This window comes from Paenibacillus turpanensis (genome assembly GCF_011421635.1).
GTDB lineage: Bacteria > Bacillota > Bacilli > Paenibacillales > YIM-B00363 > Paenibacillus_AK > Paenibacillus_AK turpanensis.
The window spans coordinates 36,728-58,919 of sequence record NZ_WTLI01000016.1; the positions used below are offsets into that span (position 1 = coordinate 36,728).

A 22,192-nucleotide genomic window follows, 5' to 3' on the forward strand; every position below is an offset into this window, starting at 1 on the left:
CACATCAATTAACTAATGAATTGAAAAAAAGCTGTCGTTTGCAGTTCACTGCTGACGACAGCTTTTTTGATTTCGTTGGTGTTCTTCTTTTTTGTACAGAGATCTAACCGGCTTGACCCGTCTGCTCGCGGGCAATTTCCTGTTCCACATCGTTCAACTCCCGGCTGAGCCAATCATCCTGAAAGAGGATCGATTGGCGGCTTTGACCGGCCAGCTGGAGCGCTTTGGGCACGTTTATTAACCCGAAGCCGAAGTAAGGGTCCTTCCCCTGCGTACCAAGATCCTGGGCTGTCTGCCTCATGATCTCGTAGACCTCGGTATTTTTAAGCTCAGGGTTGACGGACCGAATGAGAGCCGCCAATGCAGCGACGTGCGGGCTCGCCATAGAAGTGCCCGAGAGAGCTGCGTATTGATTGCCGACATACGTGGAGGCAATGCCTACGCCCGGAGCTGCTACGTCGATGTAATCGCCGTAATTGGAGAACGATGCCTTGCGATTCCGGCTATCCGTCGCTGCCACCGCGAATACTTCCGGATAAGCTGCGGGGTAACCCGGCTGCTGCGTATTGTCGTTGCCGGAAGCCGCGATCAGCACGACATCCTTATCGAAGGCGTAGCGGATGGCGTCATGTAAAAATCGAGCATTGGCGTAGTTGCCGAGGCTCATATTTATGACCTTGGCTCCGTTATCAGCTGCCCAAACGATGCCTTGAGCAACCGAGTATGTGCTTCCTGCACCGGTTTGGTCAAGAACTTTCACCGGCAGGATGCTGTTGCGCCATGTCATGCCGGCAATGCCCTCCCGGTTATTGGTAATGGCACTGATTACGCCGGCTACATGCGTGCCGTGACCTACATCATCCTCCGGGGTGGTGTTTTTGCCGACGGCATTATAGCCTGCAAGCAAATGACCGCGCAAATCCGGATGATCCAGATCAACTCCAGTATCGACTACTGCTACCGCAATTTCGTCATTTCCGGTTGAGACGGTCCAGCCGTCCGGCGTTCCGGTAATCGGCAAATTCCATTGATATCTTGAAAAGAGAGCATCATTTGGCAATACGACGTCTTTTCCAGGTCCGGCATCGAATCCCCTCAAAGCAGCCCTGTTATCCTGCGGGATGTTTTCATTAGTCATATATAAGAAATGCGGCTCCGCATACTCGACCCCGCGTTTTTGGAAGTATTCAATCATGTCATCCGTCGTTGTATCCACGGATTGTATAACATAGGTGTAGCCTAACTTTTGAATGCTCGTTGCTTTAATATCGGAACGGACCTTCTCAAGATCTTCTTCCGAAGGTTCATCCCGGAACTTCACAACAACCTCGCGGCGGTAATAATGGCTTGTTCCTTCGTTGTCCTCAGGGTGATCTACCTCGACTTGTTCTAACGTCTTGGGATCCACCGCTTTAATGCCGAAACGCCCCTCCGAAGGGTAGGGCACCATTCGTAAATTTCGCACTTGATGCTGCTTTACCTCATGCAGGATGGACTGGCGAACGATCGCGATCAGACCCTTTCCTTCGCTTGCAGCTGCTGCCAAAACAAAATGCGGCTCATGCTGTACGTTAAACGTAGGAGACTGGTAGCTGCTGCCGCTAGAAACCGCCTGTCTGGCTTCTGTAAGATAGGCCGCCGTTTGCCGTTCGTTTTCGGGATCGATGGTGCCTGCGGTTAATGCAGGAGCCTCTTGATCCAGCCAAATTAACCGCAGCATATGCGGATGCTCGGCAATCATTTCCACTAAGTATTGCTGATTGGCTGCAGCACTTTGATTTGGCTTGGAGAGCTCGGCCGCGGCCATACTTAAATCGGTGCGGCAGCTAATCCGGCAAAGTGCATTTGTTTTCGTAACGTCGTCTTCCATAATATGCTGCTTCACGGCAAGCTCTTGGTTCGGACCGAGACGCTGGGACGGATTGTCATTCCCTAACCAACGCTGCCCGGCAGGCAATACAAGAGCGGCGCCAAACAATATTAGTAAAAATGCACCGAATTTATGCTTCATCTCGTTTTCCTCCAGAGGCAATTTATCTTTAGCTTGAAAATCCGTCAAAGGAATTATGCATCGTGTATTCAGTTCCGAGCGGATTTGTGATAGGATGATACATAAATGCTTTTGTCCTAACCACTTCAAGGAGGTCTATAGCTGCATGGCTGTATACAAAGTTCAAAGTTTATGTGAAACGACCAGCGCCAAACTGAAGGAAGCCATTCAAAAGCTGGAATTGTTTTTGAATACGAATTCCTTGACCCAATTAAATCCTGAGCAAGACGCCTCCATGGAAGAGTTTTACCGTGACTACCTATCCGATCTTCGCCGTCTTTCCGTGTTCTCTGAAGTATGCTATGAGAAAGTCGGATTGAACCTGCGCCGTCCAAGCTTTAATGTGGATCAAGCTGAAAAGGCCCTCTACGAAACGTATCACAACTGTGTTAACAACTTTTTCTACCCGAAAAATGAATGTTATTCCGAAGACGGGCGTTACGCTTACACCGGTCAGGATGCGATCCGTTTCCGGAAGAAGCCGTCGCGGGAAATTCGTGATTTAACGCTGGAGCTGTCCAAGGTGTTTGAAGTGCTTCGTGAAGAGCTTGCTTATTACGAAACTGACTACATTACCCAGCGCCGCATGCAAGGGGAAAAGGTGTAAAAATAAAGTACGTTAATTTAGCCGCTGGGGCAAACGCCGGCGGCTTTTTTTTCTGCCCCCGGTCATAAAACCGCCCTTAGAAGGGAATAATATTGCCGGGGGTGATAGGAATGCCACAAGTAAAATGTGCGGTATCCAACTGCGAGTATTATGCTGAGGGGAATCGCTGCAATGCCGACATGATTATGATCGAGATCGACAAACATGCGGACAAAACGTTTGACGCTGAGTTCGCAGGTGAAGGCTTCGATTCGGATCATCAGGACGTTGCAAAAAACGCGTCGACGACATGCTGCCACACGTTCAAACCGAAAAAGGGATAAATATCCCCGATAGGAGGTTTTTCACGTGGAAGAGCGTAACAACCGCAAGCAAACTGTCATAACGGGTGATGAGGGCACACGTTATGTAATTGCTGATGTACCGGATGTTGAAACCGAGGTGTCGGCGGGATTGGGAAGTGAGGAGCTTCCGGAACCGGAGGATCATCGCCTTTATGACGATCTTGCTCCGGCGGTACGTCCGTCCAATCAGCGCGACATGGAAGCCGCTGCAGAGCTGACCGGCGCAGCGCCTCTGATTCAACCAGAAGACGATCGTCCGGCAGATATCCGCAGGACTAACGCTCAAGCAAATGCTGGAGCATTGGATCAGAATGGAGCAATGATGGGATGGTTGGCCCTAGTATTGGCCATTGCATCTTTATTTGTTTGGCCTTCTGTATTAGGTCCTTCCGCAATTGTTGTCGGTTTTATTTCGTACGTTCGCGGTACTCGTGCGCTTGGTGTATGGTCGATGGTTTTAGGGTTAATATCGTTTGTCACATTTTTAGCGATACTCAATATAACCCGATAGCAGCAGGCAGCCGTATCTTCGTATACGGCTGCTTTTTTGCATAAAATGGCGAATTGCGCCTCTTTGGGTAAAGGTGTACAATACATAGTAGTATGTGAAAAGGAGCATGAGCGATGAGTATCGATCCACGGCTGCTGCAGACAATGATCCAGATGCAATTCATGAGTAATTTATCAGCCGCGGGCTCCGCACGCTCTCCATTAGGAGGCAGTGTTACAGGAGGGCTGGACTTTGCTTCGCTGATCCAGCTGGCTATGCAGGCCGAGCCGCAGCAGGCAGCTGCACCAGAGCTAAAGACGGCGACTATTCCTGCGAATTTCGCAAGTGCTGGAGGAATTTCTGGTTACTCGACTTCCTTAAAGCAGGTCAAAGGCGAAAATTCGGGATATGACAGCTTGATCAATCAAGCGGGGCAGCGACACGGGGTGGATCCTTCGCTTGTGAAATCCGTTGTTCACGCGGAATCCAGCTTTAATCCGAATGCGGTATCCCATGCTGGGGCAAAAGGATTAATGCAGCTGATGGATGGAACGGCGCGGATGCTTGGCGTAACCAATTCGTTTGATCCGGTGCAGAATGTAGATGGTGGAACCCGCTTCCTTAAAAATATGCTTCGTAAATTTAATGGGAATATCGGGACGGCCTTGGCGGCTTACAATGCGGGTCCGGGTCGAATAAATCGCCTTGGCATCAGTAACGATGCTGAGCTGCAGGAAAAATATCATCTTCTCCCTAAGGAAACGCAGGGCTACGTTCGCAAGGTGTTGAACTTATACAACCAGTATCAGGCGTAACAGTTTTATTTTATTGCTATTATAACGTTTACGGAGGCGGACGAAACGGTTGACTGAAGTTCAACCGCTTCGTGCGCTATTTTTATTGAATTGTGGTGATCTGCAAATGAAATACTTCGATTATAGTGCAACGACGCCGCCTTTTCCTGAGGTGGCTAATGCTGTGAAAGATGCGATGCTTCAGCTTTATGGCAATCCTTCTTCTTTACATAAGCTAGGGGTGCAGGCCGAGCGTCTTCTTGAGCAAGCGCGGGACGCCATTGCAGGTCAATTGAAGCTGCCTGAGGGGTACAGGGTCATTTTTACTTCCGGAGGGACGGAAAGCAACAATTTGGCGATCAAAGGCGCTGCGTTTGCTGCTATGGAGGCAGGGAGAGGGAAGCATGTCATTACGACTGCTGTCGAGCACGCTTCGGTTCTGGAGAGCTTTACGCAGCTTAAGGAACGCTTCGGCTTTGAATTAACCGTGTTGCCGGTGGACCACCACGGCAGAGTTTCCCCGGTAGAGGTTGCTGCTGCTCTACAGAAAGATACCGTATTGGTTAGTGTAATGCACGTGAACAATGAGGTGGGGGCGATTCAGCCGATCGACGAAATCGGCAAAATCGTCAAAGCGGCGGGTAGGGCGCTGTTCCATGTTGATGCCGTGCAAAGCGTTGCGGCCGGAGGCCTTTCTTTGTCCGGCGGATGTATTGACATGCTCAGCATGTCTGCGCATAAATGCAAGGGGCCCAAAGGCATCGGGCTGCTTGCCATGAAGGAGCATGTGCAACTGCTTCCGCTCTTGTCCGGAGGCGGCCAGGAATTTGGACTGCGCTCCGGGACCGAGCAGCCGGCTGCAGCGGCCGGGTTTGCAAAAGCGCTCCGTTTGAGCGCTGAGCGAACCGAACGCGAGCCTGACCTGCTGATGCGTTATCATGGTTTGGTGACGGAGTGCATCCGCAAGCTGCCAAACCTTATCCTCAACGGAGGCGAGGCGGGAGAAGCATTTTCGCCGCACATTATTAATTTTTCGTTTCCCGGGATGAAGTCGGAGGTCATCGTTCATGCCCTTGAAGAGGAGGGTATTGCGGTATCGACTCGTTCGGCCTGCTCATCGGGGGAAGACAAGGCAAGCCATGTGCTCGCAGCGATGGGGGTTGGAGAGGCGAGGGCCAAGAGCTCCATTCGGATTAGCGTAAGCCATGATCATACGATGGAAGATATGGAGCATCTTTGCAGAGCGCTTGAAAATGTAAGCAGGAGGTTTTCTTAACGGATGGATTGGCTTATTGTTCGATACGGCGATTTAACCTTGAAAGGAAAAAATCGCGGCAAGTTTGAAAAAGCGCTCTACCGGCGTTTGCGCCGAAGTCTTGAGCGTTATCCTCTTGTCTCGGTTCGTAATGAGTTTGGAAGAGCCTACATTCAGCTGAATGCACAACCGATGGAGGAGATCATTGAGGAACTTCGTCGAATTCCAGGGTTGTCCTCCTGCAGTCCGGCGCTGCAATGCGAGCCGGAGCTTGAGCAGATGAAGGGTGCGGCTCTGAGCGCCTTCCGCACCGGCTATAAGCCGGGACAGACGTTTAAGGTGTCCGTGAGGAGAGTGGATAAAACCTTCCCTCAGGATACCAACGAGCTGCTTCCGATATTAGCTGGGCATATTTTGAAAAACTCGGAACAGGTTAAGGTCGATGTAAGGAACCCTGATTTTGATTTAAAGGTGGAGATTCGGAGCAGCCAGGTGTTTGTTTACGGTGAGCAAATTGATTTGCTTGGCGGCTTTCCATACGGCTCCAATGGCAAGGCTGTGTTAATGCTGTCCGGCGGCATCGATAGTCCGGCGGCCGGCTTTTTAGCAATACGCCAAGGGCTGGAGGTGGAAGCCATCCACTTTCACAGCTATCCTTACACCAGCGAACGAGCGAAGCAGAAGGTCGTTGATTTGGCGCGTAAGCTGACGGATTATACCGAATCGATTACGCTGCACATGATTCCGTTCACAAAAATTCAGGAGCGGATTCGCTCGAGCTGTCAAGAAAAGCTATGGATTACCCTGATGCGGCGTTCTATGCTGCGAATTTCGGAAAAGGCCGCTATTGAGCTTGGCGGGCTTGGAATTGTTACGGGGGAAAGCATTGGGCAGGTCGCGAGCCAGACGCTACCCAGCATGAACACGATCGGCAGGGGTACGGCTTTGCCTGTGCTGCGGCCTTTAATTACGTCCGATAAGCTGGAAATTATGGAAATGGCGAAGCGGATTGGAACGTATCCGATTTCGATTCTGCCGTATGAGGACTGCTGTACGCTGTTTATGCCGCAAAATCCAAGCACCAACCCAAATCTTCATATTGTGGATAAAATCGAGCAGTCCATAACCGATTTGCCTGAGCTGCTGGATGAAGCGTGGAAAGAAAGAGAAGTCCTCCACCTTCACCGTCAAGAGAAGGAAGAGGACTTCGCTGAGTTTTTATAAATTTACTTCGGAGGCGGTGACTGGTTCACTGCCTTTTTCTTTTTGCTTCTTATTGTTAGCGGCTCTGCCTAACAGAAGAACCGCGACGATGACGATAACTTCGAAGCCGTACTTCAAGTATGTATTTGCGAAGAACGGCGTTAGGAAGTGCTCGGCAACAATCATTTTAGCGGCGGTGTAAGCAAGAATTCCTGCACCCGCATAAATAATCCAGCCGTATCTGTTTACAAGCTTGATGAATAAGGTGCTGCCCCAAACGACGAGAGGTACGCTGATGAGCAGACCGAGAATAACAAGCAGCTCTGTTCCGTGTGAGGCCCCTGCTACTGCAATCACGTTATCGATTCCCATGGCCGCATCCGCTACAATGATCGTCTTAATAGCTGCGCCAACGGTGCTGCCCGCTTTTACATCGTGTCCGTCATTATCGTCAATGAGCAGTTTATAGGCAATCCATAAGAGGAGTAGCCCGCCTACCAAATGAAGTCCGGGAACCTCAAGTAAGTATACAACGAGCAGCGTTGCCACGATCCGGATTGCTACAGCGCCGAACGTTCCCCAGAAGATAACCTTCTTTTGCTGTTCCTTCTTTAAGTTTCTTGCCGCCAATGCGATAACAATCGCGTTGTCGCCCGCTAACACAAGATCGATGCCGACGATGATAAGTAGTGCAACGATAAACTCCATTCCTGTCACGAGAATCCACCCTTCCTGTCTTGTCTGCTTTGGCACAAAAAGAAAAGACCTGTGCCTCGCGGCAAAGGTCTTGCGAACAACGTTTGACGTTGCCATTAAAGCCGGGGAAAAATTTTCCCGTAATGACGACTTTAATGTACAGCTACTCCCCTTTGATGAATATGATTATAAAGAAGCCAACCTGTCCTCGTCAAGCCTGCGATAGGCGGGAAAGGCGACAAAAATATCGATTTTTCTATTTGGGAGGAACCATCATGGAAACGCTTTTGCTTTTGCTGCAGATTTTACTTATTAATATCGTATTAAGCGGGGATAACGCGGTCGTTATCGCTCTAGCCAGCAAAAAATTGCCCGAAGAGCAGCGTAAAAAAGCGGTATGGTGGGGAGCGACGGGTGCTGTTCTGTTGCGAATTGTTTTAACGTTTGCCGCCGTGCTTTTGCTGGATGTTCCTTATATCCAAGTTGCGGGTGGCATTCTTTTGCTTTACATAGCCGTTAAGCTTATGCTGGACGATGGCGGGCATTCGGACGTGAAGGCGGCGCCGGGTTTATGGTCTGCGGTATGGACGATTATCGTTGCGGACTTTGTCATGAGTCTGGACAACGTGCTTGCCGTGGCCGCGATCGCAAAGGATAATGTGCTTGTGCTTATCTTAGGAATTGTGCTCAGCATCCCCTTAATCATTTGGGGAAGTCACATAATTATGAGGTTGTTGTCACGCTATCCGGTATTAAATTACTTAGGAGCGGGCATTTTAGGCTTTGCTGCCGGAGAAATGATCATCGCCGATCAAGCGATGATCCATTTTATGGAGGGAAGAAGTCCGAGTCTGCATTGGCTGTTTCCAGTAGGCTTTCCTATTATCGTTATTGCTTCAGGGTTGATGAAGAAGCTGCTGGCTCCGCGGGCAATCTAGTTTTTTCTAAGGTTTTCCTGTACAATATTTGGTAGTCGGTGTCGCATCGCGTCGATTTGCCGCTACCATGTACAGAATTGGAGTGGAGACTTATGAATCGCAACTTTTCTCTTGGTGTATTGATCCTTGTACTCGGCTTTTTTATTTTGCTCGGGAAGCTTGGCCTGTTTAGTTTTCTCGGAGCAATGCTGTGGCCTGCATTTGTTTTAATACCGGGGCTGATTTTGCATTTTTTATATTTTTCGAAGGTGCTTCCATCGGGGGTGTTGATTCCCGCCGGGATTCTAACTACATACTCCTTCTTATTTTTCTTCTGCAATATTTTTGGCGGGCACCTATACAAATATTTATGGCCTGTGTTTATTTTAGGCGTTGCGATTGGGCTGTACGAGTTTTATTTGTTTGACCGCAGCCATCCTCGCGGAGTATTTATCGCATCGGCCATTCTAGCCGGGATTGCTTTGGTCTGTTTTTCAATTGTTTTGCTTTTTTCGTCAGCAGTCTATTTAATTGCCTTGGGCTTAATCGCTTTTGGATTTTTCCTTATTTATCGCAGGCCCAAAGCTTGGTGATTTGATTTTTCGACGAATTTTGCTTATACTATAGAAAACGGCGTCGGTCACACAATGTACCGACGCTTCATTTTTGTTCGAGGGAGAGAATCACAACAATGCATTCAAGGGATAAGATTCGAAATATTGCGATTATCGCTCACGTTGACCATGGTAAAACGACGCTAGTCGATAAATTGCTGCAGCAATCCGGTACGTTTCGCAATAACGAGGCACTGCAGGAACGCGCGATGGATTCCAATGATCTGGAAAGAGAGCGCGGAATTACGATCCTTGCAAAGAATACGGCGGTTCATTATAAGGATTATTTGATTAATATCGTGGATACGCCTGGGCACGCGGATTTCGGCGGCGAAGTAGAGCGCATTATGAAGATGGTTGACGGCGTTCTTCTGCTCGTGGATGCTTTTGAGGGCTGTATGCCGCAAACGAAATTCGTACTCCGCAAAGCGCTGGAGCAGCATCTTAAGCCGATCGTTGTTGTGAACAAGGTTGACCGTCCTAATGCTCGTCCGATTGAGGTTGTGGATGAAGTGCTCGACCTGTTTATCGAGCTTGGTGCCGACGATGAGCAGCTGGAGTTCCCGGTTGTGTACACTTCGGGCTTGCAGGGAACAAGCGGTAAAAATCCGGAAGAGCTTGGCGAAAATATGCTCACACTCTTTGAAGAGATTGTAGACCGTATTCCTTCCCCGACGGAAAGTGTATCGGATCCTTTGCAATTCCTGGTTACATTGATGGACTACAACGAATTCTTAGGCCGTATTGCCATTGGCCGTGTGAACCGCGGCGTTATTCGCCAAGGACAGCCGCTCGCAGTATGTACGCGCGAAGGCAATATAAAGCAGGGCAGAATTGAAAAGCTGTTCGGCTTCCAAGGGCTGAAGCGTATTGAAATCGAAGAAGCTGCAGCTGGCGATATTGTAGCGATTGCTGGGATTAAGGACATCAATATCGGTGAAACGCTGGCCGACATGAATAACCCTGAACCGCTTCCGGTGCTGAAAATTGACGAGCCGACGCTGCAAATGACGTTTGTAGTCAATAACAGCCCATTTGCCGGTAAGGAAGGCAAATACGTAACGTCCCGTAAGCTTCGTGAACGCTTATATAAGGAATTGGAAACCGACGTAGCGCTTCGTGTTGAAGACACGGACAGCCCGGATGCATTTGTTGTTTCCGGACGCGGTGAGCTCCACCTTGGTATTCTGATCGAAAACATGCGCCGCGAAGGCTACGAGCTTCAGGTTTCCAAGCCGGAGGTTATTATTAAGGAAGTTGACGGTGTGAAGATGGAGCCGCTCGAACGCCTTCTTATTGACGTGCCGGAGGATTCCATGGGCGCAGTTATGGAAAGCCTTGGAACACGCAAAGCGGAAATGGTGAACATGGTCAACAACAGCGGTCAGGTTCGCTTAGAATTCCTGATTCCTGCTCGCGGCTTGATCGGGTACCGCACATATTTCTTGACGCTGACACGCGGCTACGGTGTTATGAACCATGCTTTTGACAGCTACGCGCCTGTCGTTGGCGGTCAGGTCGGCGGACGCCATCAAGGCGTACTCATTGCAAGCGACAGCGGAACCGCAACCTTCTATGGCTTGATGTCGGTAGAAGACCGCGGCATCATGTTTATCGAGCCGGGTGCTGAGGTGTATGAGGGTATGATCGTCGGCGAGCATACGCGCGACAATGATATTATCGTTAACGTATGTAAGGAAAAGCAGCTGACGAATATGCGTTCCGCGAATAAGGATGAAACAGTGAAGCTGAAAACGCCTCGCCTCATGAGCTTAGAGCAGGCGCTGGAGTACTTGAATGACGACGAGTACTGCGAGGTTACTCCAAAGTCGATCCGTATGCGTAAGAAAATTTTGAACAAGAGCGAACGCGACCGTGCCGAAAAGCATCGCAAAATGTCCGAAGCAGGCGTGTAATCTCGCTGCGGAAAGGTTGAGCTTTTAATGAACGCATGGTTCGCTGAGCATGAGCTCATCAGCTACATCTTGATTTTTGTATTGGTCACTTTTGTCTATAACAAAGTATTCCGCCAGTCCAGGCTGCCCATTTTGAAGGAAGTTGTCGTTGTATTTCTTCTTTTGATTGGCTCCTATATGCTTTTGTTTTTCCAGGTTGCGGCGGGATTACCTATTATACCGAGCTTGCTTGTCGCCGTATTCCTCATGTTTCTTACTAAGGTGCGATACATCGTGGAAGACAAGCAGAAGAAAAGCCAGAGCGGGGACAACAATTAACGGCGATTTTGCAGGGAATACGAAATTGTGTTGATGAAACGATCGGGGTAAGGAGGAGTGGATATGGCCGGATACTGGTGCATACCTATCAAAACCTTGCACCCGGTCGTTTTTAGTGCAATGCGGATTTTTATGGCGGGCGAGGAGGCGGAAAGCTTCCGGATGAGGCTACAGCAGCTGCATCCAAGGATGCTGCTTAGCTTTAAGGCAAGCCTGCTGCTTGACTATGACGATGGGGCCTGTGGGGGCGAGGACATCGATTTGGATTTTGAACAGACGAGAGATATCGTTTTTGACGGTAACCCGCTCGCCTTATCCCACTGCGCCGAGGCATTCTTCGATCGTCTTTTAGCACCTGCAGAGGCGATGCTTTTACTGAATCAGGCCATGAAGGAAGAATGGCTCCCAATACAAAAGCAGTGGCTGGAGCAAGTTTTGACTTGGTATGAATCGGGTTACGAGGTTGTTCTGCTTAAGGAGGGCACATAATTATGAATTTTCAAGACGCCTTGTTTAATTGGCTGCAAATCCGCATCGTTGCTAATGCTCGTCCGTCTGATCATGCCGCATTGGAGACGGCGCGGTTTTTCTCGGAAATTTTGCAGGAGGACCATGGGCTAGATACGTTTGAAATTAGTAAGGTTGACGATACAATGGTATATATTAAATACATGAAGGATGGTGCATCCAAGCTGCAAATGTTCGATCGTGAATCGGCAGAGCAGCTGCTTCGAGATATTGAAGCGGAGCCCAAGTATAACAACTAGGCAGGTGACAACACTATGGCTTCAAATGAACCAATGCCAATTCCTCCGAGAACGAGGAAACAAAAGCCGAAATCGTCCGGTGCGGTATGGAAATGGCTGCTTACAATATTGGCTCTGCTGCTGATCGGCGGGGCGGTGTATGCCGGTATAATTGTAAAGCAAGCAGCGGATACGGTGAAGGAAATTGGTACGGATGAAAAGGTAGCGCCAGGTAATTCAGCAGCTGTTAAACCGTTGACCTTTTTGCTGTTAGGCCTCGATACCCGAAAGGAAACAGGCAGCTTAAACACGGATGTCATAATGGTGGCTTCGGTAAATCCAGCTAGCAAGAGTGCAACGGTTGTTTCCATTCCGCGCGATACCTTATTAAAAACGAAAAATAAAACCGGCAAAGCGAATTCATTTTACTCTTCCTATATGCGCTCCAACGGCAATGATTCCGCCAAAACAGCTGCTTCAATGAAGAAGGCCTTCGGAGAATACTTAGAAGTACCGGTAGATTATGTAGCGGTTGTCAATTTTACCTTTTTTTCAGGACTTGTTGATAGTGTAGGCGGGATAACGGTAAACGTAGACATGGACATGAAATACCGCGATAAAGCGGATGGAACGAATATCAATCTTTCCAAGGGTGTCCAGAAATTAAATGGGGAGCAGGCGCTGGACTTTGTGCGATACCGTAAGTCGAACGACGGTACGAATGAGTCCAGCGATTTCGAGCGGAACGAGCGGCAACAGCAGGTTATAGCCGAGCTGCTAGGCAAACTAAAATCGGTTCAGGGACTTGCCAATTTGGATAAAGTACTGAGCGCAGCCGGTAAAAATATTAACACTGACATCCCTTCTCAGCAAATTTATGAGCTGTTACGGACATATCTCGGCATTTCAAACGATAAAATAAATTATATCCATTTATCGGGCGATTGGAAAAGTCCTTATGTTTATATCGATCAAGCTCAACTTACAGAAGCTCGCTCGCGACTGAAGGAGCAATTGAAATAAACGGGTAGAAGGTAATTTCCCGCCTATGTTATAATATGGTTAATCGCACTGAAATCAGGAGGATTCGCTGGATGTCCGATATTGTCACTGAACTCAATGAAGCTTTACTGGAAGCGCTGAAAGGCGAAACACTTGTGTTACTCGGAACGGTGGATGCAGAATCCAACGGTCCATCTGTGAGTGCTATTTCGTGGATGACGGCGGTTGATTTCCGTCTGCTTCGTTTTGCCGTGGATGCACGTTCCCGTATTGTAGGAAATGTGAAGCAGAACCCGAAGGTTTCCGTGACCTTGTTTGCAGGTGAATCTGTTCATACTGTATATGGGACAGCGAATGTTATCAGCGATTCGCTGGCGGATGTTCCTTTCCCATTGGCATGCGTCGATATCCGTGTGGAATCGGTACGCGATGCGATGTTCTACGGCGCGAAAATCGCTGTCGAACCAAAATACGAAAAGACCTACGATAAGCGTGCCGCGGAGAAGCTGGACAATCAAGTATTTTCCGCTATGAATAAAGCCTAGTCCATTCGTGGACTAGGCTTTTATTTTTAAAAATTGTCGAATCATCACGAACTTGGCTGTTGAACAGCCCCGTTTTTGCCCTGCTGCTGCATAGCCGGTGGATCATACTCCGGAGCAACATCCTGCGGCAGCTGAGGAATAATTCTTCCGATAATATCCGCCATTTCGTTAGCTAGACCGCTAAAGGGTTTACCATTCGCGATATCCTCACGGATTTCACGAATCCGGTCAGCTAAATCCATATCTGCAGTTACAATGGCATTCACGCCGTACGGATCCTTACGTAGCGCCTCGGCTACGGAATATTTTATTGTGCCGACGCGGGAACGATCCGCCGTACCTTCAATATCAATGCCGACAACGGCTGTGTTTCCCATAACCACACAGTTGGCGGACTTGACTTGAGGAACGCTTGCTGCAAGCCGTTCTAACCTTTCTGTAACCTCTTGCGGGTTAGCCGGCATTTGTTGTTTTATCCGGTTTGGGGCTGTTTGCTCGGTGTTGACTTTATAATTCTCACTTTGGGGAGGGGAAGCATCATTCGTTTCATTACGGCTGCAGCCGGCAAGCGCCAAGCCAATACACAAAAGCATAATCGCATATCGCATGAAAATCGTCCTTTCTATTCTTGAAATGTTCCAAATTAGCTTGTCCGACTTGCAGCTCTACTATGTATTCCGCCAGACCAAGCGATGGAGGGGACTCAAATGAAAAAAATCTACGTACTCGACACTAACGTGCTGCTGCACGATCCGAATGCGATTTTTGCTTTTGAGGACAATGAAGTAATTATACCGGCGGTTGTACTGGAAGAAATTGATTCCAAAAAACGTAATGCGGATGAAATCGGCCGAAATGCCCGGTTTGTATCCAGGCTTTTAGATAGCTTACGAGAAACAGGAAGACTCCACGATGGGATTCAGCTGGAGAACGGCGGATCGATTAAGGTGGAGCTCAATCATCGCAGCTTTGCGAAAATGCAAGACTTTTTCGGGGAAAATACGAATGATAACCGCATATTGGCGGTCGCTGTTAATTATCACTTCGAAGAAATTGCGAAGCCAGAGCCGCGGCCCGTTGTGTTGGTAAGCAAGGATACACTAGTCCGCATTAAGGCAGATGTGCTTGGCGTAAACGCTGAGGATTACATGAATGACCGGACCGTCTCGCTGTCGGAAATGTATATGGGCTGCAATACGATTCACGTGCATCCTTCGGTCATCGATGAATTTTATACCTTTCGGCAGCTGAATGTGTCATCGCTGGCGGGAAAATGCGAGCTGTATCCGCATGAATTTGTCATTCTAAAAGATGAGCTGGGAACTTCGAAATCGGCGCTGCTTAAAGTGTCTAAGGATGGAAAAAAGTTGGAGCCGCTTTATTTAAGCAACGATCCGGTCTGGGGGATCGGAGCAAGAAATGCCCAGCAGCGTATGGCATTGGAGCTCTTGCTTAACGATGATATCCCTCTTGTGACGCTTACAGGCAAGGCGGGTACCGGCAAAACCCTGCTGGCCCTTGCTGCCGGTCTGCACAAAGTGGAGGATGAGCGCAAATATAAAAAGCTGCTGATTGCGCGTCCTGTTGTTCCAATGGGAAAAGATATCGGTTATTTGCCTGGGGAAAAGGAAGAGAAGCTGCGGCCATGGATGCAGCCGATTTATGATAATTTGGAGTTTTTATTTGACACGAAAAAATCCGGTGATATCGATAAGATCCTGGCGGGACTTGGTTCTATCCAGGTGGAGGCGCTCACGTACATACGGGGAAGATCGATTCCGGGCCAGTTTATTATTATCGACGAAGCGCAAAACCTGAGCAAGCACGAAGTGAAAACAATTATTACGCGTGTTGGAGAAGGCAGTAAAATTGTATTGATGGGGGATCCGGAGCAAATCGATCACCCGTATTTGGACTCCACCAGCAACGGCCTGACCTATACGGTGGAACGCTTTAAGAGGCAGGCGGTAAGCGGACATATTACGCTGGAGAAGGGCGAACGCTCACAGCTTGCGCAGCTTGCTACGGAAGTGATGTAATCATACGCAAAAAAGAGATCGTTGTGTTCAGAATGGACACAACGATCTCTTTTCATTTAATGAACCTCCGCGATCGTACAGCCGTAAGCAGAGGAGGTTTTCTCCATAAGCTGATCCAAGTGGCGCTGCGTTACGTATACCCGCTGACCGTTCTCTACCCAATGCGCTAGAAGATGCTCTTCCATTTGCTCAAGCGCCTGCTGCGGATCGCTGTCTGCCGAACCGGGCAGCAATTGAAACAGGAAAGCAAGCTCCGTGTCCATATAATAGCGTCCTGTCTTTCCAGTAAATATATAGTCATCGGAAGCCGGACGCAACTGAGCCTGGTCGGGGATAACGTAAAGCTCAACGGTATCGTACTCAATGTTATATTTATTCATGATTTCCGATACAGTGTTAAGATCGCTCGCATTTTCCAAAATCAGCGTTTCTTTCGAACGGTCAAACAGTGCAGCCGATCCTGCCAACGCTTTTACAACCTGTGCGTAAAACCCTGGCAGTTTTCCCTCGGGCATAGACATGGCGACGGCAGTCTTTTTCATTACGATCTCCTCCTCTTGAATATCCATTATGTCTGATCGGAAAAACGATGGCAAGCGCTTCACCATTTTGTTAAGATGGTTGTAGAGTACAGGTATGGGAGGAATCGTCAGCATGCTGAAGCGAAGAGGCGTGGCGCTTCTGATCTCAGTTATGATTGTTGTTTTTGTTTTATTAAATCGTTATACCGATAGTCCCGTCCCATATCCGGCCATTATGATTCCAGGCATTCAGTCTTCCGGTACAGAACGTGCGGAAACGCCTGGACCTGCGGTTCCCCAAGAGATTACAGTGTCGGTGCCGCTTCGTTTGGAAGAAACAACGCGATTAAGGGAGTTTATTGCGCAGTACGAGGTAAACCATCCTGATATTCGTGTTCGGGTCATTCAGCAGCCGGTTCCAGCCGAGTATGATTCGTCTTTGACGGTGCTTCGCATGGGGGAAGCACCCGATATTATGCTTGTGGATAATGTATGGGTGAGTGAATGGGCTGCGCAGGGATATTTGCAGCCGCTGGATTCGTATTATACTCCCGAGCATCAAGTAAAGCATGCCGATGACATGGTAAGCCAGCTGAAATGGAATGGATACATATGGGGGATTCCAAAGGATATGGATCCTTATATTATCGTCTATCATAAACAGACGTTTGCGGATGATCCGGGAGGTGTGCCTCCTAATTTCGGTGAACCATTGTTGTCTGTACATAAGGAGCTCTCTAATGCGGAGAAAGGAACGTTCGGCTTATGGGCGGACCCGGATGACCCCTATGCGGTGATTTCCCTCTTGTGGGCGCTGGGCGGCTCGGTAGAGCGTGCGCTTAATGGCCAGGATGGAGGGGCGCTTTCCTCAAGTAAAGAGGAAAGTATAAAGCTGCTGGAGGCGTATTTATCCGTTCCTCATCCGGCTGAGCCGTTAACTGTGGAAGAGGCGTGGTCCTATTTGCAAAATGGTACGATAGCGATGATGATTGCGCCATCCAGCATTGTGAAGCTGCTGCCGAAGGATGGCTTGGAATCGATCGAAATCGGAGGTCAGGCCGGGGCCGCTAATGATTCCATTCCGAAAGGAACGGCAAGGACCGTGCAAAGATCAGGAGGCTGGATGAAAGGACGAAGCTTTGTCATCACAGCCGGATCCGATCATGCCTCCGAATCGGCGAAATTTTTATTAGAGCTATCCGGTCGGGAAGTGCAGTCCAGATTAGTAGAAGCGGGGACAGGTCAGCCGGCGGCTTTACCGGAGTTTGATTGGCTGACGGGAAGGAGTGCTCATGTATCCAAAGCAAGGGTGCTTCCCGCCGACCCGCAGCAGCCAATGAGGATGCGCCGTCTGGCCGAGCGAACGAAAGAGTTATGGGCAGGAAACATAACGGCACGTCAGTATATGGAACCCGAAAAAGAACAAAAGGCCGGAAAGCTTGAAATGGCTTCCGACCGTTAACCGAACGTAAACTGCAGTACGAGCTTGCCTGGTGTAATTTGAATCGAAGCCGGTTCAAGAGTAGGCATTAGCAGTTTGGGATTTATCGTTAATTGGTATTGCTCCTCCAGTTCTCTTGCCGTATTGTCCGGCAGCTCGAGTCCGTTAAAGTAAAGCCTGTCAATTTGGAAACGAATGAGGTCCTGATCTAATACGTACTTTCCTTCTATTTTTGCCTCTATATCACCGTTTGCCCCTTCAATGATCATTTGCTTATCGGCGAATGTGAAGGAAAAGTTTTCCAAGCTTTTGTCCTGCTCCCTTAAAAAATCGTTAAGCGATTGATCGGAGAGCTGCACGGACAGCTTGAAGCCGTCGAGCTTCAGGCTGTTTTTTTCTTTCTGCAGCAGCTGCGGGAACTGCATGGAGAGCTGGCTGAGTGTGCGAAAGTATTGGTCGAATAAAGGCCGGCCTTCGTTCTGCCATGCCATCGTTACGCGCTCCATCTCCTTTTGCTGCTGTTCACGCTCATCCGAGCTTAGTTGAGCCATAGCCGCTTCGACTTCACGATTCACTGCTTCCAGGCGCTCGCGTTCTTGGATGAATAAAGAGCGAAGCTCTTCTATCTCTTTCTGGTTTTGCTTTTGCTGCTCAGACACGGCGACAAGCTCCCGGTAGGCCTCCCGGTATCCGCGAAGCAGCCGGGCATCATGCTCCATAATAGCAGCAATGTAGTCTAGTACGGCCAGCGCCTCGCTAAACGAGCGGGACGAAAACAGCAGGAGCCATAAATGGTCCCGTTCTCCCATGTAATACGCGCGGAGCACAGAGGAAGCATGCTCTCGTTTGGCAGCGGCTGCTTGCTCATTACGGGCGAGCACGGCTCTTGTTTCTTCCATTTTCGAGAGGAGGGCCTCTTCCTGAACAGCCAATCTGTCCAGCTCGCGGTCGATCTCTGTTATCGTTAAGCTTTGTTCAAGCAGCTTCTTCGCGTCAAGTATTGAGGGCTCTGCTATGGAAAGGCTTGGCCCAACACTAGTTAGGAAAGCCGTTAATACGAGAATGACGATGAATCGCACAGACAGTTTATTCCCCATTGAGCATCCCCCGCAGTTTGTCCTTATATCGCTCTTATTAAAAATATCGATCCGCTAGAGGATTCATGACAAAAAAATGCTCCCGGGCATGTGACAGCCGGGGAGCAAATGCCGCAGCTTACTTCGCTGCTGCAGGGGAAACGGCCGGAATAAGCCTCTTCAGAAGATCTTCGAGCGGAAGAACTTTCGCCGGAACTTCCTTGGTGATCGGCGGGTTTCCGTTAATTTGGTCAAGTGCAACGTCCCATTTGATCGATTGTGAGCTTTGGCTGCCGGACGAATCCTTAAGCAGCAGCTGAAGGTCAATCACGGTACGCTGGATGAAGCCTTCATTGTTCAAGTACAGCATGATGCTGCCTGGCTTTTCAAGCTCAGCCGAAGCGATCGAGCTGATCATGGTTTTCCATTGTTCGGCTTGGGCAGCGTTGATCCAATTCTGGGAGACCCACTGGTCAACCGTAGCCGGCCACTGCTTGGCGAATTCCGCAAGGGCTGCCATGCCGGACTTGCCTTCCAGCTTAATGCTGATCACCGGCGGAGCGTCTTTCTCCTGTGCTGTATTCGCAAATAAGGAAGGATCAATCGCTTTCACCCAATTCCCTAATGCTGCGTTAAGCATTTGGTTCAGCGTATCCATCGATGCTGCGGTGAGGGGGTTCGCCGAGCCTGACGCTTTGCTTGCCTCCTCTAAATCAATCGAAATATATTCGTCTGCTTGATTTAAAATTGGCATCGACGTGTACAATTTGTTATCTTTGATGAGCAAAGGAATGTTGTAGGATTGCGCGCCGCCCTGCAGGGAGACCGTTACATCGGCTTCCAGCTGGACAGGCTGGCGGGAAGAAACACCCTTGAACGCGATGGACGATTTCAAGAGCATCGCATTCAGCGTGTTGGCAATAGAAAACCCGCCGGATTGCGGTTTAGCCAAAGGCTTCAGGTTAAGGTCGGCTTTCCCGGAGAAAGCGTAGTTGCTTACTTCATTTTGTTTTGTAAATGCCTGTACGGCAGCATCCTGCCACTGTTTATTATCTTTGCAGCCTGCAGTAAATGCAGTTAATGCAACAGTCGCCGCCAACAGGGCAGCTGCGGTCGTTTTTTTCATGATTGTTCCCCTTCCGAACATTCTTCTCTACCGCATTATTATACAGGTTCCGGTTGGCTTTGTCTTCTGATTCATAATCGACAATTAATGGAGGGACATGTTATGCAGGATCAGGAGCTGCAGCTCGGGAAGCAGGAGCTGTACGAAGAAATCCGAGGGCGGATCCGTTCATCGGAGCGTCAGGCAATTCCGTTCTCGGAGTATATGAGACTTTGTTTATATCACCCGCTATACGGTTACTATTCCACGGCAGGCACTACCGGAGCGATCGGTAGAGAGGGGGACTTTTATACCAGCTCGAACATTGGGACGGTTTTCGCGGATACGATTGTTCACTTTATAATAGAAGAAACTCGGAAGCGCTTACCAAAAGGGAAGCTGCGTCTCGTCGAATGGGGCGGGGGCACCGGCCGGCTGGCCGCTCAAATTATGGATCGGCTGCGCCAAGAGGCTTGTAGTTTATACGATGAAACGACGCTTTGGATGGTGGAGTCCAGCACCGCGCTGCGCGCGAAACAGCAGGAGGCGCTCGCCTCTCATGAAGCGCTGCGGATCATAGATCCTTGCGAATGGGACAAGGCTGCGGAGGGGGAAGCCCCCGATACGCTGACGATTGTTTATGCCAATGAGCTGCTCGATGCGTTTCCGGTTAGGAGAATACGGCGTTCAAAGGGAAGGATTGTCGAGCTATTTGTGGGCTGGAATGAAGCAGCAGAGAGCTTTATGGAGCTGGAGCTCGATCTGGGGGACGAGAGTGTTTTACTCTATATGGAGAAAAGAAACATCAGGCTGCTTGAAGGACAAACGATTGAAATCAACGATGGGGTTGAGGCATGGATTCAAGCGCTTGCACGCGGCATTGACGGTCCAGCGACGGCAGTTGTGATCGATTATGGAGATACGACCAAAGAGCTTACGGCTTCTTACCGTATGAACGGCACGCTGCTTTGTTATTACCGACATCAAGCGTCTGACGAGCCTTATATCCGGGTTGGGGAGCAGGATATAACCTCTCACGTAAATTTTGACGATGTATTGCAGGCGGGGACTGCCGCGGGCTTTGAAGAGAACGAATACATGAGTCAAAAGAAATTTTTGATGGATAACGGGATTTTAACCATGCTTGCTGATCATTATGATCCAAACCCGTTCAGTGAGGTGGCCAAACGGAATCGTTCCATTCGCCAGCTGCTCTTGAGCGATGGAATGAGTGAGCTGTTTAAAGTGTGCATAATGCGCAAAAAAGGCGTTTTCCGTTGACGGAAGCGCCTTTTACCATTCCCACAGGAATATGAAATTAATGAACGGACATTTGGAAAAAGGACCAGTACGTAAAGCCTGTGAATGAGAGAACCATGTACCCCCAGAACAGTAAAACGTACGTGCGTTCGGACAAATTCATATACCCTAGAACGAAGAATGCGGCTGTTTGGAAGAAGAACAAAAGCGCCATTTGCGTCATTCCTCCGGCAAGAGCCATAAGGCCGATTACCAGTGTCCAAAAGCCGAGTACCCGAAACATGCGTGCCACTACCCCACGCCTCCTCTCATCGTGCCCTTTTACATCAACTAACTTTCATTATAACGCCGAGCGTACATACTGTAAACCTAGCCTTGTGACGAAAATGCAAACTTTTCATATCCTAGTGTTTCCTGTAGTGCAGCTCACTATGTATGAGTTTTTAGGAATGTGGCAATACAAAATAGTATGAAATAGATTCTATGAAAATCATTTTAAGCATAGAGTAATTTGGAAAGAGTTGTTGAACATATGGATTTGGGAGGTTTAAACATGTCTGCAGTAAGACAAGATGCTTGGACAGCAGAAGATGATCTGATTTTAGCGGAGGTGACACTGCGGCACATCCGGGAAGGCAGCACTCAGCTTGCCGCGTTTGAAGAAGTGGGGGAACGCATTGGACGCACGGCGGCGGCATGCGGGTTCCGCTGGAACAGTGCGGTCCGGAAAAAATACGAGGCTTCAATCCAAATTGCAAAATCCCAGCGTCAAAAGCGCAATCAGTTGAAGAAAACGGTTGTCGTTTCGGGACTCGCAATCGCGGAAGCGGATGAGGCTGCGGAAGATCAAATGTCTGAGGATTCGATTTCCGTCGATGCCGTAATCCGGTTTTTACGGCAGTGGAAATCGACGAATCAAGAACTATATCGGCAGGTCCGCCAGTTGGAAAAGGAGCTGCGGGATAAGGATGAAGAGCTCGCGGAGCTTCAAGCGGAAAATGAGAAGCTGAGACGCGAGGTCAACAACGCGGAAAGCGATTACCGCCATATTAACGAGGATTACAAGGCGCTGCTGCAAATTATGGATCGCGCTAGAAAGATGGCTTTTTTAGTGGAAGAAGACGAAGAATTGAAAGCGAAGTTTAAGATGGATGCAAACGGCAATCTTGAGCGTATCGAGTAGACTGCCACCTGCTCCCGGAAAAGATCCCCCGAAGATGCTGAACAGGCAGCTTGAATCGGGGGATCTTTTG

Annotated in this window: 25 protein-coding genes and 1 riboswitch; of the genes, 18 read left to right on the plus strand and 7 right to left on the minus strand. The window is 49.1% G+C overall.

Features of this window, described 5'->3' with window-relative positions; translation table 11 throughout:
• Nucleotides 1–103: 103 nt before the first annotated feature.
• Nucleotides 104–2,011, minus strand: coding sequence for a S8 family peptidase (locus tag GQS10_RS15420; protein WP_166243753.1), 1,908 nt, complete (start codon nt 2,009–2,011; stop codon nt 104–106).
• Between the two features lie 145 nt (nt 2,012–2,156).
• On the opposite strand from GQS10_RS15420, the gene GQS10_RS15425 reads away from it, so the two are divergent.
• From GQS10_RS15425 to thiI, 6 genes are all read left to right on the plus strand, one after another.
• On the plus strand, nt 2,157–2,657 hold the full coding sequence (locus GQS10_RS15425; protein ID WP_166243755.1) for a DUF3907 family protein: 501 nt from the start codon (nt 2,157–2,159) through the stop codon (nt 2,655–2,657).
• A gap of 110 nt (nt 2,658–2,767) precedes the next feature.
• Nucleotides 2,768–2,980: a DUF1540 domain-containing protein gene (locus GQS10_RS15430; RefSeq protein ID WP_166243757.1), complete on the plus strand. Its 213-nt coding sequence runs from the start codon at nt 2,768–2,770 to the stop codon at nt 2,978–2,980.
• Nucleotides 2,981–3,005: 25 nt separating this feature from the next.
• The gene (locus GQS10_RS15435; protein ID WP_166243759.1) at nt 3,006–3,512 is read left to right on the plus strand and encodes a hypothetical protein; all 507 of its coding nucleotides are present in this window, start codon (nt 3,006–3,008) and stop codon (nt 3,510–3,512) included.
• 113 nt (nt 3,513–3,625) lie between these two features.
• Nucleotides 3,626–4,306: a lytic transglycosylase domain-containing protein gene (locus GQS10_RS15440; protein ID WP_166243761.1), complete on the plus strand. Its 681-nt coding sequence runs from the start codon at nt 3,626–3,628 to the stop codon at nt 4,304–4,306.
• 49 nt (nt 4,307–4,355) lie between these two features.
• The gene (locus GQS10_RS15445) at nt 4,356–5,561 is read left to right on the plus strand and encodes a cysteine desulfurase family protein (protein WP_341805080.1); all 1,206 of its coding nucleotides are present in this window, start codon (nt 4,356–4,358) and stop codon (nt 5,559–5,561) included.
• Between the two features lie 3 nt (nt 5,562–5,564).
• A complete protein-coding gene (gene thiI / locus GQS10_RS15450; RefSeq protein ID WP_166243763.1) occupies nt 5,565–6,764 on the plus strand; it encodes a tRNA uracil 4-sulfurtransferase ThiI in 1,200 nt (399 codons plus the stop codon).
• Here thiI and GQS10_RS15455 read toward each other — a convergent pair.
• Nucleotides 6,759–7,451, minus strand: a complete 693-nt coding sequence (locus tag GQS10_RS15455) for a TerC family protein (RefSeq protein ID WP_207952299.1) — start codon at nt 7,449–7,451, stop codon at nt 6,759–6,761. The genes thiI and GQS10_RS15455 overlap by 6 nt on opposite strands.
• 83 nt (nt 7,452–7,534) lie before the next feature.
• A riboswitch (yybP-ykoY riboswitch) is annotated at nt 7,535–7,623 on the minus strand.
• 88 nt (nt 7,624–7,711) lie between these two features.
• Between GQS10_RS15455 and GQS10_RS15460 the strand changes: the two genes are divergently transcribed.
• From GQS10_RS15460 to GQS10_RS15495, 8 genes are all read left to right on the plus strand, one after another.
• Complete coding sequence (locus GQS10_RS15460; RefSeq protein ID WP_166243940.1) at nt 7,712–8,377, plus strand: YjbE family putative metal transport protein; 666 nt, start codon at nt 7,712–7,714, stop codon at nt 8,375–8,377.
• A gap of 92 nt (nt 8,378–8,469) precedes the next feature.
• On the plus strand, nt 8,470–8,949 hold the full coding sequence (locus tag GQS10_RS15465; RefSeq protein WP_166243765.1) for a hypothetical protein: 480 nt from the start codon (nt 8,470–8,472) through the stop codon (nt 8,947–8,949).
• A gap of 98 nt (nt 8,950–9,047) precedes the next feature.
• Nucleotides 9,048–10,886: a translational GTPase TypA gene (gene typA / locus GQS10_RS15470; RefSeq protein WP_166243767.1), complete on the plus strand. Its 1,839-nt coding sequence runs from the start codon at nt 9,048–9,050 to the stop codon at nt 10,884–10,886.
• Nucleotides 10,887–10,913: 27 nt separating this feature from the next.
• Nucleotides 10,914–11,204, plus strand: coding sequence for a YlaH-like family protein (locus GQS10_RS15475; protein WP_166243769.1), 291 nt, complete (start codon nt 10,914–10,916; stop codon nt 11,202–11,204).
• Between the two features lie 63 nt (nt 11,205–11,267).
• Nucleotides 11,268–11,693 (plus strand): hypothetical protein, encoded by a 426-nt coding sequence (locus GQS10_RS15480; protein WP_166243771.1) that lies wholly within the window; start codon nt 11,268–11,270, stop codon nt 11,691–11,693.
• 2 nt (nt 11,694–11,695) lie between these two features.
• A complete protein-coding gene (locus tag GQS10_RS15485; RefSeq protein ID WP_166243773.1) occupies nt 11,696–11,971 on the plus strand; it encodes a hypothetical protein in 276 nt (91 codons plus the stop codon).
• Nucleotides 11,972–11,986: 15 nt separating this feature from the next.
• Nucleotides 11,987–12,973, plus strand: a complete 987-nt coding sequence (locus GQS10_RS15490) for an LCP family protein (RefSeq protein WP_166243775.1) — start codon at nt 11,987–11,989, stop codon at nt 12,971–12,973.
• A 71-nt stretch (nt 12,974–13,044) separates the two neighbouring features.
• On the plus strand, nt 13,045–13,497 hold the full coding sequence (locus tag GQS10_RS15495) for a pyridoxamine 5'-phosphate oxidase family protein (RefSeq protein WP_166243777.1): 453 nt from the start codon (nt 13,045–13,047) through the stop codon (nt 13,495–13,497).
• 44 nt (nt 13,498–13,541) lie between these two features.
• Here GQS10_RS15495 and GQS10_RS15500 read toward each other — a convergent pair whose 3' ends face one another.
• On the minus strand, nt 13,542–14,090 hold the full coding sequence (locus GQS10_RS15500; RefSeq protein ID WP_243735200.1) for a YhcN/YlaJ family sporulation lipoprotein: 549 nt from the start codon (nt 14,088–14,090) through the stop codon (nt 13,542–13,544).
• Between the two features lie 114 nt (nt 14,091–14,204).
• Between GQS10_RS15500 and GQS10_RS15505 the strand changes: the two genes are divergently transcribed.
• The gene (locus tag GQS10_RS15505) at nt 14,205–15,536 is read left to right on the plus strand and encodes a PhoH family protein (RefSeq protein WP_166243781.1); all 1,332 of its coding nucleotides are present in this window, start codon (nt 14,205–14,207) and stop codon (nt 15,534–15,536) included.
• Between the two features lie 56 nt (nt 15,537–15,592).
• Here the strand turns inward: GQS10_RS15505 and GQS10_RS15510 are convergent, their stop codons facing one another.
• Nucleotides 15,593–16,078 carry a hypothetical protein gene (locus tag GQS10_RS15510; protein ID WP_166243783.1) on the minus strand — a complete coding sequence of 162 codons (486 nt, stop codon included), beginning with the start codon at nt 16,076–16,078 and terminating at the stop codon, nt 15,593–15,595.
• Between the two features lie 112 nt (nt 16,079–16,190).
• On the opposite strand from GQS10_RS15510, the gene GQS10_RS15515 reads away from it, so the two are divergent.
• Nucleotides 16,191–17,519 carry an extracellular solute-binding protein gene (locus tag GQS10_RS15515; RefSeq protein ID WP_166243785.1) on the plus strand — a complete coding sequence of 443 codons (1,329 nt, stop codon included), beginning with the start codon at nt 16,191–16,193 and terminating at the stop codon, nt 17,517–17,519.
• Here the strand turns inward: GQS10_RS15515 and GQS10_RS15520 are convergent.
• Together GQS10_RS15520 and GQS10_RS15525 are read right to left on the minus strand one after the other, a co-directional pair.
• Nucleotides 17,516–18,595: a hypothetical protein gene (locus GQS10_RS15520; protein WP_166243787.1), complete on the minus strand. Its 1,080-nt coding sequence runs from the start codon at nt 18,593–18,595 to the stop codon at nt 17,516–17,518. The two genes, GQS10_RS15515 and GQS10_RS15520, sit on opposite strands and share 4 nt — an antisense overlap.
• A 118-nt stretch (nt 18,596–18,713) precedes the next feature.
• Entirely contained in the window at nt 18,714–19,700 is a 987-nt protein-coding gene (locus GQS10_RS15525; protein ID WP_166243789.1) for a hypothetical protein, read from the minus strand.
• A 102-nt stretch (nt 19,701–19,802) separates the two neighbouring features.
• On the opposite strand from GQS10_RS15525, the gene GQS10_RS15530 reads away from it, so the two are divergent.
• Nucleotides 19,803–20,960 carry a class I SAM-dependent methyltransferase gene (locus GQS10_RS15530; protein WP_166243791.1) on the plus strand — a complete coding sequence of 386 codons (1,158 nt, stop codon included), beginning with the start codon at nt 19,803–19,805 and terminating at the stop codon, nt 20,958–20,960.
• Nucleotides 20,961–20,997: 37 nt separating this feature from the next.
• On the opposite strand, the gene GQS10_RS15535 is transcribed toward GQS10_RS15530, so the two are convergent.
• The gene (locus GQS10_RS15535; RefSeq protein WP_166243793.1) at nt 20,998–21,231 is read right to left on the minus strand and encodes a DUF2626 family protein; all 234 of its coding nucleotides are present in this window, start codon (nt 21,229–21,231) and stop codon (nt 20,998–21,000) included.
• A 261-nt stretch (nt 21,232–21,492) separates the two neighbouring features.
• Between GQS10_RS15535 and GQS10_RS15540 the strand changes: the two genes are divergently transcribed.
• The gene (locus GQS10_RS15540) at nt 21,493–22,122 is read left to right on the plus strand and encodes an RsfA family transcriptional regulator (protein WP_166243795.1); all 630 of its coding nucleotides are present in this window, start codon (nt 21,493–21,495) and stop codon (nt 22,120–22,122) included.
• Nucleotides 22,123–22,192 lie beyond the last annotated feature (70 nt).